The sequence below is a fragment of the Halodesulfovibrio sp. genome (assembly GCF_025210605.1).
Lineage (GTDB): Bacteria > Desulfobacterota > Desulfovibrionia > Desulfovibrionales > Desulfovibrionaceae > Halodesulfovibrio.
Genome location: NZ_JAOARI010000017.1, coordinates 80,831 through 94,217, shown reverse-complemented (window position 1 = coordinate 94,217; position 13,387 = coordinate 80,831). Strand labels below are relative to the sequence as shown.

At 45.7% G+C, this 13,387-nt stretch carries 11 protein-coding genes and 1 pseudogene; 4 read left to right on the top strand and 8 right to left on the bottom strand.

Annotated elements, in window-relative coordinates; translation table 11 throughout:
- The first annotated feature begins 55 nt into the window (after window positions 1-55).
- The 3 genes and pseudogenes from N4A56_RS05965 to N4A56_RS05955 form a co-directional block, all read left to right on the top strand.
- Window positions 56-1,459, top strand: a complete 1,404-nt coding sequence (locus N4A56_RS05965; RefSeq protein WP_295545730.1) for a mannose-1-phosphate guanylyltransferase/mannose-6-phosphate isomerase — start codon at window positions 56-58, stop codon at window positions 1,457-1,459.
- Complete coding sequence (locus N4A56_RS05960; RefSeq protein ID WP_295545728.1) at window positions 1,452-2,834, top strand: phosphomannomutase CpsG; 1,383 nt, start codon at window positions 1,452-1,454, stop codon at window positions 2,832-2,834. The genes N4A56_RS05965 and N4A56_RS05960 overlap by 8 nt, the downstream gene beginning before the upstream one ends.
- 131 nt (window positions 2,835-2,965) lie before the next feature.
- A pseudogene (locus N4A56_RS05955) lies at window positions 2,966-3,100 on the top strand (IS3 family transposase); the annotation flags it as partial.
- Between the two features lie 274 nt (window positions 3,101-3,374).
- Here the strand turns inward: N4A56_RS05955 and N4A56_RS05950 are convergent.
- The 8 genes from N4A56_RS05950 to N4A56_RS05915 all read right to left on the bottom strand — a co-directional run bounded on the left by N4A56_RS05950 (window position 3,375) and on the right by N4A56_RS05915 (window position 10,754).
- Entirely contained in the window at window positions 3,375-4,160 is a 786-nt protein-coding gene (locus tag N4A56_RS05950) for a YwqG family protein (protein WP_295545725.1), read from the bottom strand.
- A 404-nt stretch (window positions 4,161-4,564) separates the two neighbouring features.
- Window positions 4,565-4,924, bottom strand: a complete 360-nt coding sequence (locus tag N4A56_RS05945; RefSeq protein WP_295545723.1) for a RidA family protein — start codon at window positions 4,922-4,924, stop codon at window positions 4,565-4,567.
- An 8-nt stretch (window positions 4,925-4,932) separates the two neighbouring features.
- Window positions 4,933-6,351, bottom strand: coding sequence for an FAD-dependent oxidoreductase (locus N4A56_RS05940; RefSeq protein ID WP_295545721.1), 1,419 nt, complete (start codon window positions 6,349-6,351; stop codon window positions 4,933-4,935).
- Entirely contained in the window at window positions 6,351-6,641 is a 291-nt protein-coding gene (locus N4A56_RS05935) for a (2Fe-2S)-binding protein (protein WP_293670603.1), read from the bottom strand. The genes N4A56_RS05940 and N4A56_RS05935 overlap by 1 nt, the downstream gene beginning before the upstream one ends.
- Entirely contained in the window at window positions 6,634-7,752 is a 1,119-nt protein-coding gene (locus N4A56_RS05930; RefSeq protein WP_293670602.1) for an FAD-dependent oxidoreductase, read from the bottom strand. Before N4A56_RS05930 ends, N4A56_RS05935 begins: the two co-directional genes overlap by 8 nt.
- A 171-nt stretch (window positions 7,753-7,923) precedes the next feature.
- On the bottom strand, window positions 7,924-8,919 hold the full coding sequence (dctP, locus tag N4A56_RS05925) for a TRAP transporter substrate-binding protein DctP (protein WP_295545718.1): 996 nt from the start codon (window positions 8,917-8,919) through the stop codon (window positions 7,924-7,926).
- 21 nt (window positions 8,920-8,940) lie between these two features.
- Window positions 8,941-10,239: a TRAP transporter large permease gene (locus tag N4A56_RS05920; protein WP_293670600.1), complete on the bottom strand. Its 1,299-nt coding sequence runs from the start codon at window positions 10,237-10,239 to the stop codon at window positions 8,941-8,943.
- 2 nt (window positions 10,240-10,241) lie between these two features.
- Window positions 10,242-10,754 carry a TRAP transporter small permease subunit gene (locus tag N4A56_RS05915; protein ID WP_295545716.1) on the bottom strand — a complete coding sequence of 171 codons (513 nt, stop codon included), beginning with the start codon at window positions 10,752-10,754 and terminating at the stop codon, window positions 10,242-10,244.
- A gap of 445 nt (window positions 10,755-11,199) precedes the next feature.
- Between N4A56_RS05915 and N4A56_RS05910 the strand changes: the two genes are divergently transcribed.
- Window positions 11,200-13,098 (top strand): sigma 54-interacting transcriptional regulator, encoded by a 1,899-nt coding sequence (locus N4A56_RS05910; RefSeq protein ID WP_295545713.1) that lies wholly within the window; start codon window positions 11,200-11,202, stop codon window positions 13,096-13,098.
- The last annotated feature ends 289 nt before the right edge of the window (window positions 13,099-13,387 follow it).

Genomic DNA, 13,387 nt, shown 5'->3' with positions numbered 1-13,387 from the left:
AGCTGTTGCAATATTGTTGTTTGCGCTGGTTCCTATTTAAAAAAATTGAGGAAACATGCTGATACCTGTAATAATGGCTGGCGGGACTGGAACCCGTTTGTGGCCGTTGTCTCGCTCTCTGCATCCTAAGCAATTCTTAAAATTAACAGGTAGCAGTTCAATGCTTCAGGACACTGTACAGCGTCTTGAGCAACTGGATACTACGCTTCCAATTACGGTTTGTAATGAAGATCACAGGTTTATTGTTGCGGAGCAGCTGCGGAGCGGCGGTAGGCTCGGAAAGATTATTCTTGAGCCGGAAGGGCGTAACACTGCTCCGGCAATTGCGGTTGCTGTGCATATTGTTTCTGATGATGAAGACCCCGTATTACTTGTGCTTGCCGCAGATCATGTCATTGCAGATGTAGAAGAATTCACGAATGTTGTGACAAAGGCATTACCGCTCGCAGAAGCGGGTAAGCTTGTGACATTCGGCATTGTCCCTACCTCTGCTCATACTGGATATGGGTATATTAAGCGCGGTAAGCCCGTTGAAGACGGCTTTGCAGTGGATTGTTTTGTTGAAAAGCCGGATGCATCCACAGCAGAAGCATACGTTGCTTCTCAAGAATATTATTGGAACAGCGGTATGTTTTTGTTTAAATCCAGTGTGTATTTGCAGGAGCTTGCACAACATCGCCCTGACATTGCCGCGGCTTGTGAAGCTGCTGTTGCAAACATACAGAACGATCTGGACTTTATACGCCTTGACGCTGATGCCTTTTGCGCTTGCCCCGATGAATCCATCGACTACGCTGTTATGGAAAAGACAGAACACGCTGTGGTTGTTCCGCTTGATGCTGGGTGGAATGATATCGGTTCATGGTCAGCGATGTGGGACGTGGCGGAGAAGGATGAAAGCGGCAATGCATCGAAAGGTGATGTGATTCATTGTAATTCTAAAGATTGCTATGTGTACGGCGAAGAACGTCTTGTTACAACAATCGGTTTAAAAGATACGGTTATTGTGGATACACAAGATGCATTGCTGGTTGCAGCGCGTGATTCCGTTCAGGATGTGAAATCTATTGTTGCAGAGCTGAAAAAGAATGGGCGTGATGAATTGAAAACCCACCGCGAGGTTTTTCGCCCGTGGGGTAAATTTGATTCAATAGACATTGGTGAACGGTATCAGGTGAAGCGGATTACGGTAAAGCCCGGTGCAAAGCTGAGCTTACAAATGCATCACCATCGAGCAGAGCACTGGATTGTTGTTTCAGGTACTGCGCAGGTCACTAATGGCGATAAAACTTTTTTAGTGTCAGAAAACCAGTCAACGTACATTCCTGTCGGTGTTGTGCACTCTTTGGAGAATCCGGGAAAACTTCCTTTGGAGCTTATTGAAGTACAATCAGGAAGCTACCTTGGTGAAGACGATATTGTACGGTTTGAGGATAATTACGGTCGATTGAATGAATAAGCTTACTTGTTTCAAAGCGTATGATGTTCGTGGAAAGCTGGATACGGAATTAACAGAGGATGTTGCATATAGAATTGGACGAGCGTTCGGACAATTTCTTGGATGCGGAGAACCAAAGCAGGTTGTCATCGGGCATGACCCGCGGCTGTCTTCACAAGTACTCTCGGAGTCTGTTTGTAAAGGGCTTTGCGATGCAGGTGTCTCTGTTTTGGATATTGGGCTGGCAGGCACGGAAGAAATTTATTTTGCCACATCACATTTAAAGATGGATGGCGGCATTGAGATTACAGCATCGCATAATCCCATTGACTACAACGGGATGAAGTTTGTGTTAGCTGAAAGCAAGCCGATTACACGCGCCAATGGTCTGGATGAAGTCCAGAGACTTGCGGAAGAAAACATATTTGCTCACGTTGCTCCTGAAGAACGTGGTTCGTACAAGCAAGTGCAGGTTCTTGATGCGTATGTAGCTCATTTGTTGTCCTATGTTTCTATGGACAAGCTTGCGCCGATGAAAATTGTTATGAACGCAGGCAACGGTGCAGCAGGGCATGTGGTAAATGCTATTGAAGAGCAGTTTGCACAAAAAAATGTTCCTGTTGAGTTCATAAAAGTTCACAATGAGCCTGACGGGTCTTTCCCGAATGGTATTCCAAATCCTTTGTTGCCGGAACGCCGTAAAGATACCGCTGACGCTGTTATTGAGCATGCTGCTGACCTTGGTATTGCATGGGACGGCGACTTTGATCGCTGTTTCTTTTTTGATGCTGAGGGGCGCTTTATTGAAGGCTATTACATTGTAGGCATGCTGGCTGAAGCGTTTTTACAAAAAGAACGTGGTGCCAAAATTATTCATGATCCTCGGCTGACGTGGAATACTATCGAAGTTGTAACGGAAGCTTCCGGTGTGCCTGTTTGCTCAAAAACTGGGCATGCATTCATTAAAGAACGAATGCGTCATGAGGATGCGGTATACGGTGGCGAAATGAGCGCGCACCATTATTTCCGGGATTTTGCTTACTGCGATAGCGGGATGATTCCGTGGCTGCTCGTTATTGAACTGCTGAGTTGCAAAGGCAAAACGCTCGCAGAGGAAGTAGCGGATAGAATTAAAGCATACCCTGCCTCCGGTGAAATCAACCTAACATTGGATGACGCCGTTGCTGTAATAGAAAAGGTTCGCGGCACGTATGCGGAGTCAGCAGTTGCAGTAGATTTGACAGACGGTGTCAGCATGGAATTTGCGGAATGGCGATTTAACCTGCGTAGCTCTAACACAGAGCCTGTCGTGCGTTTGAATGTTGAGTCCAGAGCAAATGTGCAGTTGATGCAACAAAAAACAGACGAGATTCTTCGTATTCTGAAATCTGCATAGGCAATGTGCTTGAGTTGAACGCAGTGTCTGATCTAGCGACAACCCTGTGGACACATAATAACGTCATTTTCCTGAATTAAAGAGAAGATGGAGATGAGTGTCCGAAAGCATAGATCATATGATGCCGAATTCAAAAAGAATGCTGTTCTGCTTTAGTTAACTATATTGAGGCGTACTACAATCGAAGATGGCGACATTCGAGCAATGGCTGGCTTTCGTCTGCCACCTTTGAGTATCGCAATGAACAGTATGACCTTGTGGTTTAACTTGGTGTCCACGTTTTCGTTGCAGAAGCATTTTCATTGCGTGATATTTTTGTAGACTGTTTTTCGAACAAAGAAGTTTCTACAAATGTATTAGTGGATTATTTCGGCAGTTTCTCCCCAAAGAAATTTAATGGGAAAAAGATAACGCCAGCAGTCCTTGCGAAGACGCAAAAGCTGCTGGCGCATAGATCAAAAGATAGTGGGAGTAGAAAAAATAGAATTGCAAGGGGAAAGAACTTTTCGAGTTCTAACCTACAATCTGTTTAGCCTAGAACTAGGTACATTCATAAACTACTTCAGCGTTGCTGAAGTTTGATTCCGCCAAGTCCTCTTTAGGCACATGCACGAATAATGAGCCGTCTCCCTGCGAATTTTCTACATTCGAATAGTCTAGCTGAAGCACGAGCGCTAACTCATCTTCGCTGAAAGGATCCTGAACCCCCGCAGAGTATCCACCAACCTTACTGTACATGGAATACTTATCGATACTATCTGCAATCTCCTCAATATCTGAGTCACCTAAGCCGTTGGCTTCGCCAAGGTCCTCAATGAAATCGTACAGGTTATCATGACCGTTAATTTCGATGGTGGAGTCGTTGGCTGTGTTGCAGTAGTCTTCTCTTTTTTCGAAGCCAAAAAGGTGTGTTGGAGATTCGAGATAAGGATCATCAGCGATTTCGCTTAAGAAAGAAAAATCAGTTATCGGCTCCTCAGCCATCTGCTCTTTTGAAATGAACCTTACCTTTGCCGTTTCAAAAATTGTATCATCATCGCCTTCGCTGAAAATCTGTAACAGACCTTCGCTTGGGTAGCCCTCTAAAGCAGGCAACTGCTCAAAGTTGATCTGAGCCACCAGATACATAGGCATTTTACTATATTTTCCTAATGGATACTTCATTCCCTGAGGGACAAATGGTTTACCGCAAAATTTGGATGTGGTGAGTGATGAATCATCGTCCATGAGGTGGCGCCCCGTAGAGGTCAGATTGATTTTAACGGCATCTTTTTTTAATTTTTTGATCTCATCTTCATATGGAATCAACAATTCGTGAAGCTGCATATCTAAAGTCCTTTCTAACTGGATCGTTGTATGGGAAAACTTTTGTTTACGTATTCCCATATAAGAGGCTGCTGATCTATCTAAAATAAGTAGTTATGTACACACTTTATGTTGAATATAAAGTAATTTGCTTAGGTAGTTGTTTGCACTGTTTTGGGGCAGTAATAATGATCCTGCTACACCATAGTTAAGCCACTATTCCGAATTAAAGAGGAGATGGACTTTTCTTTAGCTAGTAAAAAGTGAAGATAATAGAGTCGTAAGATTGTACGTTGCAGATAGCGAGCTGCAAGTCATACTTCTTATATTTACAATAAAAAAAGTGTGCTCCCGTTGTGGCAAACGGCAGGAGCACACTTTTTTATTTGCGGAAGTAATGAGTGTGATAAGGAGCGCTGGCGGGGCTACTCTGCAATCACTGCTGCTTGAACGGAAACTTCGCAGAGCAACTCTGGGCGTGCAAGACGGGCTTCAACACAAGCGCGTGCTGGAGCAAATCCGCTTTCAAACCAAGTATCCCAAACAGAGTTGAATCCAGCGAAATCTTTCATGTCGCGCAGGTATACAATTACAGAGAGAACATGCTTGCGATCACTGCCTACTTCTTTAAGCAGTGTGTCAACTTTTTCGAGCATGTTACGTGCCTGATCGCAGATATCACAGTCTGTATTGTCCGGTACCTGACCGCAAAGGTAGGCTACGCCGTTGAATACAGTTGCTTTACTCATACGAGGACCAGTGGAATGACGTGTAATTTCTGACATACTATTCTCTACTTTTGGTTCTTAAATAAATCAGCAGGCCCTGAAGCCTCGGTAAATTTCATTGCAGCAATCTCACCAAGAGAAATGCCTTTTAACGGCGGACGAATAGTCAGATAACCGACTTCGTCCGGAGTGGATGAAAGCTCCTCAGCAAGGATTTCATTGATGGCAGAGCCACACATTCTTCCCTGACAAGGCCCCATACCAGCACGGGTGATGATCTTAATTTCGTTAGGATCATGCGCGCCTTGGCTGATGACTTCGCGGATTTCACCGACAGTCACATTTTCACAACGGCACACAACGGTGTCGTCTGCAAAAGCATATTGTCCAGCCCGTGGTGCGTACATGGCGTCAATAAACGGTCTAGGGTGCTTGTCTTTTGCAATTTCTGCTTTAAGTGGCTGTGCCATGTCATCGCGTGCTTTGGTGGAAAGGATGCCAAGACTGCGGGCAAGTTCTAACGCGCTCAGTTCACCTTTCAATCCGGCTGCAACAGCACCGGAAACATAGCTGCCGTCACCTGCAACAAACACTTTGTCATGGTTTGTACGTCCCCAATCATCGCAGACTGGATGCCAGTAGCGAAGTTCGGAATTCCAGTTCAGGGTACAACCAACCTGACGCATTACATGGGTGTTTGGAATAACGCCGAAGTGTAACAATGCGACATCAGTTGCAAAGCTGACGGTTTCTTTTTTGTGGGTGCATTCAACATGCGTAACTTTGTCTTCACCAATCATTTTAAGATCGCTGACACCACGCAGGTACGGAACTTTTGAACGATGGATGTCGAACAGCATTTTCACCCCTTTCAGGAGAAAATCCATACGCATCAATGCACGCGGAAGATTGGCAACAGCAGACAGCGAAGGAACAAGCGGTGTTGTGTCCAAAATAGCCTCTACCTGAACGCCTTTTTTAATAAGCAGGGATGCTTCTAAAAGAAGTAAAGGACCGCTACCGCACAGAACAACTTTTCCTTTCGGGGAAAGTCCGCCTTCTTTTGCTAGGTTGTTTGCAGCTCCGGCACCGATAACGCCGGGAAGTGTCCAGCCTGGAATAGGCACAGGGCGTTCCATTGCACCAGTGGCAATGACAACATAATTCCCAGTAATCTGCTGTGATACGCCGTCGCAGCTGTAGCAAACTTGTCCGTCTGACTCAACCTGCCAGACTGTTGCTCCGCCTTGGTATTTGGCTTTGCTTTTTCTGAAACGCTGAACAATTTCGCGACCTTTTGCATAGTCTTCGCCGAAAAATGCCAGCTGAGCAGCGGAAGAGGATTCTACGTTACGGTAAATTTGTCCGCCGGGATGAGCCTGTTCATCAAGAACAAGGGTATCCAGACCCATTTCAGCAAGGGCTGCGCCGCATGAAAGTCCAGCTGGACCAGCACCGATTACAATAACATCATAATGGCTCATTAGCTGTCCTCCTCATCCGTGAAGTTACGGTTAATCACCATTCCTTCTGCTACTTCTGTCATACATGCCTGTTTTTTTGTGCCGTCAATTTCCATGAGGCATTCGTAGCAGACACCCATTAAGCAGTGAGGACTGCATGGTTTTTTAGAAGATGGTGAAACGCGGGAGATAATTTCTCCGCAACTTAAAAGAGCTGCCGCAACACTCATTCCGCTGGGAATCTCTTTATGTTTTCCATCGAGTAAAACGGTAACTGTTTGCTGAGCTTGGGAAGGGTCGATTTTAAACATTGAAACGTCCATTACTGAAAGAGGAAATAATCTCTGAATTACTGCCGTCCAGAATCCAAGGTGCCACAACAGAAGTATGTAACGGGTTGAGCGATAAAGCACTATGCAGAGCCATTACATAAATGTTCGGATGCTGCTCAAGTCTGTCGTAAACAGGAATACCGTCCGGTGTCATAACGCGGATGGCACCCCATGCTCTAACCCAGTTCACTTTGGCGAGTTCCGGGAAAATTCGTATGGCATTTTGTGCCTGCTGTTGCATTGCCTGCGGAGTGATATTGGTATCGTGCGCAACGTCCTCAGTGGAGAGACCTATCATGTAGGTTCCGTCCTGAGTCTGGCGAACAGCAAGTAACGGGAATGGAAGCTTACGTTCACAACGTTCTGTTACAAGAAGCTGTCCACGCTGAGGGTAAACATTCAACTTGTAGCCGAGAGGGAACAGCAAGCGTGTGCAGCCGTGTCCGGCAGCAACTACCAGTTTGTGACAGCTGTATTCTTCATCTTTGGTTTTGACGGTTACAGAGTCACCATTCGGAATGATTTCCAGAATGTTCTGGTTTCCTACAAATTCACCGCCAAGCTGCTGGAAAGACTTACGCATAGCAGCAAGCACTTTAAGCGGGTTCACATGCCCCTGCTGCGGTGTGTACATCGCACCGGAAACATCTTCACCCAGCTGCATTTTAGGCACGAGCTCTGCAAACTCTTGTCGTGAAAGCATGGAAACCGGGTAGTCCAGTCCTTCTTCTGCACAAATTCCGCTAAGCTTTTCGATGCTTGCAGCATGTGCATTCCATTGCTCTTCGCCGAACGCGTGCAGCGCCCCGCCTGTCCATTCCAGTTCAACATTGATGTTGGTTTCATCTTCCAGAGTTGCTGCATACTCAGGCCATTGGGCACAGGCGTTGCGGCACCATTTGGCGTAAGCGGAGCTGCTGCCCCCCTTACACATGAACCATGTGAGACCGAAATTAGCGCGGGAGAGTCGCTGCGAAGGCAGCTGGCTGTCGAACATAAGCACTTTGCCCGCTTTTTCTTTTACTAAGCCAAGTGCAGTGGCTGAGCCTGAAAGCCCGCCGCCGATAACAATGACATCTGTCGTTTTCACAGAATTCCTCCAACGTAATGCAACTACATACAGCAGTCTGACAAATGTGAATAAGATACCAGATGAGGAAGCGACTCCTGCTGGTACAGAAAGGTGGAGTGGAAGCTCGGGGGCGTTAGCCCCCGAACAGGGTTGTTGGTCGAGTGTGGTGCAGCTTATCCAGCTGTTGCCTTACTGGATGAGGCCGGAGAGAACTTTACGTCCCCAGTCTTCGCCAACGTCGTTAAGAATTTCAGGCCAAACGTTTGCACGTACTTTTACAGCGTGTGCTTCAATAACTTCTGGTGAAACTTTAATGATTTTTGCACCGTAATCTGCAAGGCGCTGCTCGTTTGCAGCCTGATCGGCTTCAGCACGTGCCCAGCGGCGGTTTTCAAAGTCTACAGCAGCCTTGTCGAGAAGCTTTTTGTGCTCGTCATCAAGATCTTCGTAGAGTTCTGCGTTCATGATGAAGTACCACATTTCGAAGTGTGTATTGATTGGGAGGTAGTACTTGGTTACGTCGCGGAAAGAAGCGTAGTAACCTTCAGCACCGGAACCAACAACGCCATCAACAACGCCGGTCTGTACAGCTGTAAAGGCTTCGGAGAAAGGAATCGGTGTGCCGATGAAGCCAATGTTATCAGCCATAAGTTTGAAGGATTTGGTTGGTACAACGCGGATTTTCAAGCCTTTTTTAGCATCAGGATTAGTTGGGTTCTGTGGCTCTTTGTTAAGAGCGATACCGCCGAAGTACGCAGGCCATGTAGCAAGCAGTTTAATGCCCTGCTTTGCATACAAACCTTCAATTGTTTTACGCAGAGGTGCGCCTGGAGCAAAGTTTTTCTCAGCTTGCTTCCAGCCAGTGAACATGAATGGGAAGTTCGCAATCTGCATACGTTTGTCAGCAGCAGCAGCTACTGGCTGACATGCCATATCTACAGCGCCGAGACCAACGCGTTCTTGAACAACAGTGTAATCGCCGAGTGAGCTAGCAGCGTAAATTTTGGCTTTCATGTCGCCTTTACTGATTTCTTCAAGCTCGGCTGTAAATGCTTTAAGGTCGTTGTCGATAGCAGTGTTTTGTGGGCGTACGTGGGAAATTTTCCACTTACGGGCCTGAGCAGTGCCTGCTGCAAGAATGCAGATAAGCATCATCACAATAACAACTGAAAACTTTTTTTGCATATCCCTTTCTCCTTACGAAAGTTAGTAGCCTAAGAGGCTTGGTAAATAGAGAGCCAGTTTTGGCCAGAAGGACGTGAGAAAAACAACCGGAACATACCCGAATAAGATAAGAATCATAGCGGGTTTAATAACATCGACAAATTCAACTTCGCCGATACGGACACCAAGGTACAAGATGCTAGCGTATGGTGGTGTAACGCCACCCATAGCGGTGTTAACACCGATGATTGCAGCAAAATGAATTGGGCTTACCCCAATAGCTTCCATCAAAGGAAGGAGCAGCGGAGCAGTAAGAATGATGGAAGTAATATCGTTAACAATCATGCCGATGAAGAAGAGAAGAACGTTAACGAGAATGAGAAGCAGGGTTTTGTCTGTGGTGATAGAGAAGATACCTTCAACAAGAGCCTGCGGAATTTCTTCCATAACAAACATCTGGCTGAGCATAAGGCTGAATACAATCATAACCATGATTGCGCCGATAGCTGTAGCCGCGTTTTTAGATGCAATAAAGAATTTTTCCCAGGTTAAGCCTTTGTAAACAAGGAAGCCTACAGGGAATGCGTAGATAACAGCAACAGCAGCAGCTTCAGTCGGGGTCATGATGCCGCCGTAGATACCACCAAGAATGATAACCGGCATGATGAGTGCTGGAATAGCAAGCAGGGTAGCTGAGGATGCCGCACGGACTGTTTCAGCGATTGGTTTAGGCTCATCAAGCACAAGCGGGAAGTTACGGCACATTACAAGGTTTACGACACCGAAAAGGAAGGTGATGAGTATACCAGGTCCAACAGTTGCAAGGAAACAAGCGAGGATGGAGGTGTCTGTAACCCAGCCGTATACAATCATGGTAACGCTAGGTGGAATGAGCAGACCGAGAATGGAAGAGTTAGCAACCAGCGCTGTGGCGTAACCGCGCGGGTAGCCTTTTTCAGCCATTTCTGGAATCAGTAGAGGACCTGTAGCGGCAACACCGGTTAAGCCACTACCGGAGATAGCTCCGATGATAGCGCAGCTTAAAGAGGCAACAATTCCGAGTCCGCCACGGATTCTACCAACAAAAATATTTACAAAGTCTAGCAAGCTCTTTGCGATACCGCTTTCACTCATAATTGAGCCAGCAAAAACAAAGAGCGGAATACAGAGCAATACAGGGTTGGAAAGCTGGCTGAAACCCCAGAGCATAGTGCCTTTCATGGTGGCGCCACCTACAAGGTGCATAAACATGAGTGCGCCGCCGAAACAGAACGGTAATGGAACGCCGAAACTCAGCATTACAACAAGTAAGCCGATGGCCATTAATGAGATTTCAACCATTGCTATGCGCTTCCTTCGCTTGCACTATGCAAACTTGTAGTAACTGGTTTAGTGCGGAGCATATTAAAACGTCTGATGTTAGTAATCAGATGTTGCAGTCCGAAAAGTGTCATGAAAACAAGACCGATGAATAATGCGCACTCTGCATAGAATGTAGGTAAGTAGATGGTCGGTGTTTCTTTCCAGACGCGGAATGCGTAGCGGAAGTAGCCCCATGCCCAAGTGGTAAGCCAGCCAGATACAATCACAGTCATAATGTCTGCAACAATGCGGACACCGAGTTTGGACTGTTCCGTTTTGAGGAATACATCCAGCACGTTTGCTTTAATCTGGGTATCTTCGCGGGAGGCGTTTACACTACCTAGTAGATAGAGCCAAAGAGTTGGGTAGATTAACACATCATCCAAGCCCATAAGTGGGGCTTGTAAAATGTAGCGCCATATAACCTGTACAAACTGTAGAATTGCTACTGTGCTCAACAGTATAGTAAGGCCATACCGAAATTGCTTCTCCATACTTGTCTCCTTCTCTGGTGAGTGTCGTTAGTAAGTGTAGTGCGATTAGATTTTCTAGTGCAATGCATGTTCCGTTTTGATGCCAGAACGTTGGTATATGCTTTTTTTTCCAAATTTGTTTTTTTGTTGCGCTTGTGAAAACTCAATGTTTCTAAATGATTTTGATAAGGTTGTGTGAACAATCAATAACTAAAGTTTTTTCGGTATGTTAGGTTTGTGCTAGATTGAGTGGTAGCTCAAGGTGCGTGCAAAGTGTCTCAAAATTAGTCATGATGCACTCAGAGAAAAGATTAAATTAAATAAAGTCAAAATAATCAGTATGATATAAATTGTGTTTTGTTTTGACACATGTCTCATATTGAGAAATATGGTTTTTTTGCATGATTTTCAGCAGATAGAATCTGGCGTTATGGCAGGCTCTACGGGAATGAGGGGACTTTGAGAGATGAAAAAAGGACACGTTGTTGATTCTTCAACAATGAGCGAATTGATTGAAGAGTCGCACGCACGCTCTAAGCACTTTGGTATAGATCCGATGAGCCGAAATACATTACAGGAATGTATTTCAAATGAGGCACTTAACGAACGGCGCGAGCACAATGCGGAATTATTGCAAGTGGTGTTGCCGCACTTTGCAGAATTCTTTGAGCTACTGTCACCGGATGATTTCCTTATCGCAGCTGTCGATGCTGATGGCTATATCCTACATATTACAGGCTCAGAGCGTTTGACGACGCAGTACCGAACTCGCAACTGTGCGCCTGGGTTTCGGTGGACAGAAAAAGATGTGGGCACAACGGCGATAAGCATGTGCCATAAGCACCACATTCCAATCCAGCTGACTGGTGCAGATCATTATTGTCATTTAGCACATCACTTGACCAGCTCTTCGGCTCCGATTTTTGGTGGTGGTGGCGAACTGCTTGGAATTTTAGTTGTTTCTGGGGCAAAGGAATTCACGCACCCGCATACGCTATATATGGTTACAACTGCTGCCCGCGCCGCAGAACGCCAGTTACGTGTTATGCGGCGTAATAAAGCACTCGCTTTGCATATCGGCTTTTTTGATAAAGTCATTGAGTCTGCCAGCACCGGACTGCTTATTTTGAACAGAGAAGGTGAAATTTGGAAGATTAATGGAAAGGGCGCGCAAATTCTTAAAGCGAATGATCTGGAAGGTAAGCATATATCAAAACTTAAAGGGCTAAGTCTGGATATCAATAAGCTGCAAAATGCATCACAGCAGTGGGTGAACAAAGAATGCTGGGTTCGGTGCGATAGAGGAACTGTACCGATCATTTATACTGCGCAGGCTGTACTTTCTGAAACGAATGAATTGCTCGGTGCTGTGCTTGTTTTCAACGAAATGAGCGAAATTCAAAAAATGGCAGAAAATATTTCCGGTGCAAAAGCGCATTATACCTTCCCTATGATTGTAGGGCACTCACCAAAATTTTTAGGTGCCATTGATCTTGCGCAAAAGGCTGCTGATTCAGTTGTGACAGTGTTGCTTCAAGGTGAGACTGGAACCGGTAAGGAACTTTTTGCGCAAGCTATCCACAACCACGGTAAGCGGAGCCAGTACCCGTTTGTGCCAATTAACTGTGGTGCTATCCCCGCAGATTTGCTTGAAAGTGAGCTTTTCGGATACGTAGAGGGAACATTCACCGGAGCTGTTAAAGGTGGGCGTCCCGGAAAATTCGAGCTGGCAGACGGGGGAACAATTTTGCTCGATGAAATCGGTGATATGCCGCATCATATGCAGGTGAAGCTGTTACGTGTTTTGCAGACCGCTGAGGTATATCGCATTGGCGCTAGAAAGCCTGTAAAGATTAACACCAGAATTATCGCAAGTACGCATGTGAATTTGAGCAAGGCTGTTGCGCAAGGTCGGTTCCGCGAAGATCTATATTATAGGTTAAATGTGCTTCCTATTAATATTCCGCCATTGCGCCATAGAGGTTCTGAAGACATTCTTGAGCTAGCCACGTTGTTTTTAAACAGGGGAACGCCGCTTCCGCTTACTTTTTCTCATGAGGCGGAGCAGGCACTAATTTCGTACCGCTGGCCGGGAAATGTGCGAGAACTTGAAAATATAGTTCAGCGTGCTTTGCATAGATGTGAGGGGGAAGTGCTTGATGTAGAGCATTTTGCACTGCCAAATACAGACAATGCGCAGCGAATTTCCACAGGAACATTAAAAGAAATGGAATACAAGCTGATTAAAGCAACGCTGAAAGAAACTGAACACAATATGGTAGAATCTGCGCGGCGTCTTGGTATTTCGCGTGCAACATTGTACCGGAAAGTTGAAAAAATGAAGGACAGCATCTATCCAGCCTAGTTCTGCAAGCGTATTGTGCTAGCTCTCAATAGAGCCTTGAAAACCACGTACAAATGGGTTTGTTGTTAAAAAAAGCATAGGGGAACTTTTAGTACGCTAAAGCCAGTGGTGCTTGCATTGAAAGAGGTTTCGTGGCTGGAGAGTCTTAACGAATTAATCAGCTTCAATACTGGTTGGTTGCCAAATATGTTTGGTTTGGACGCGTTGCAATGAGATTTAGGAGAAGGGAAAACGTAAGGTGTTTTCTTAAAATATCAAATGCGAAAAAAAGAGTGCGAAATATATTTCG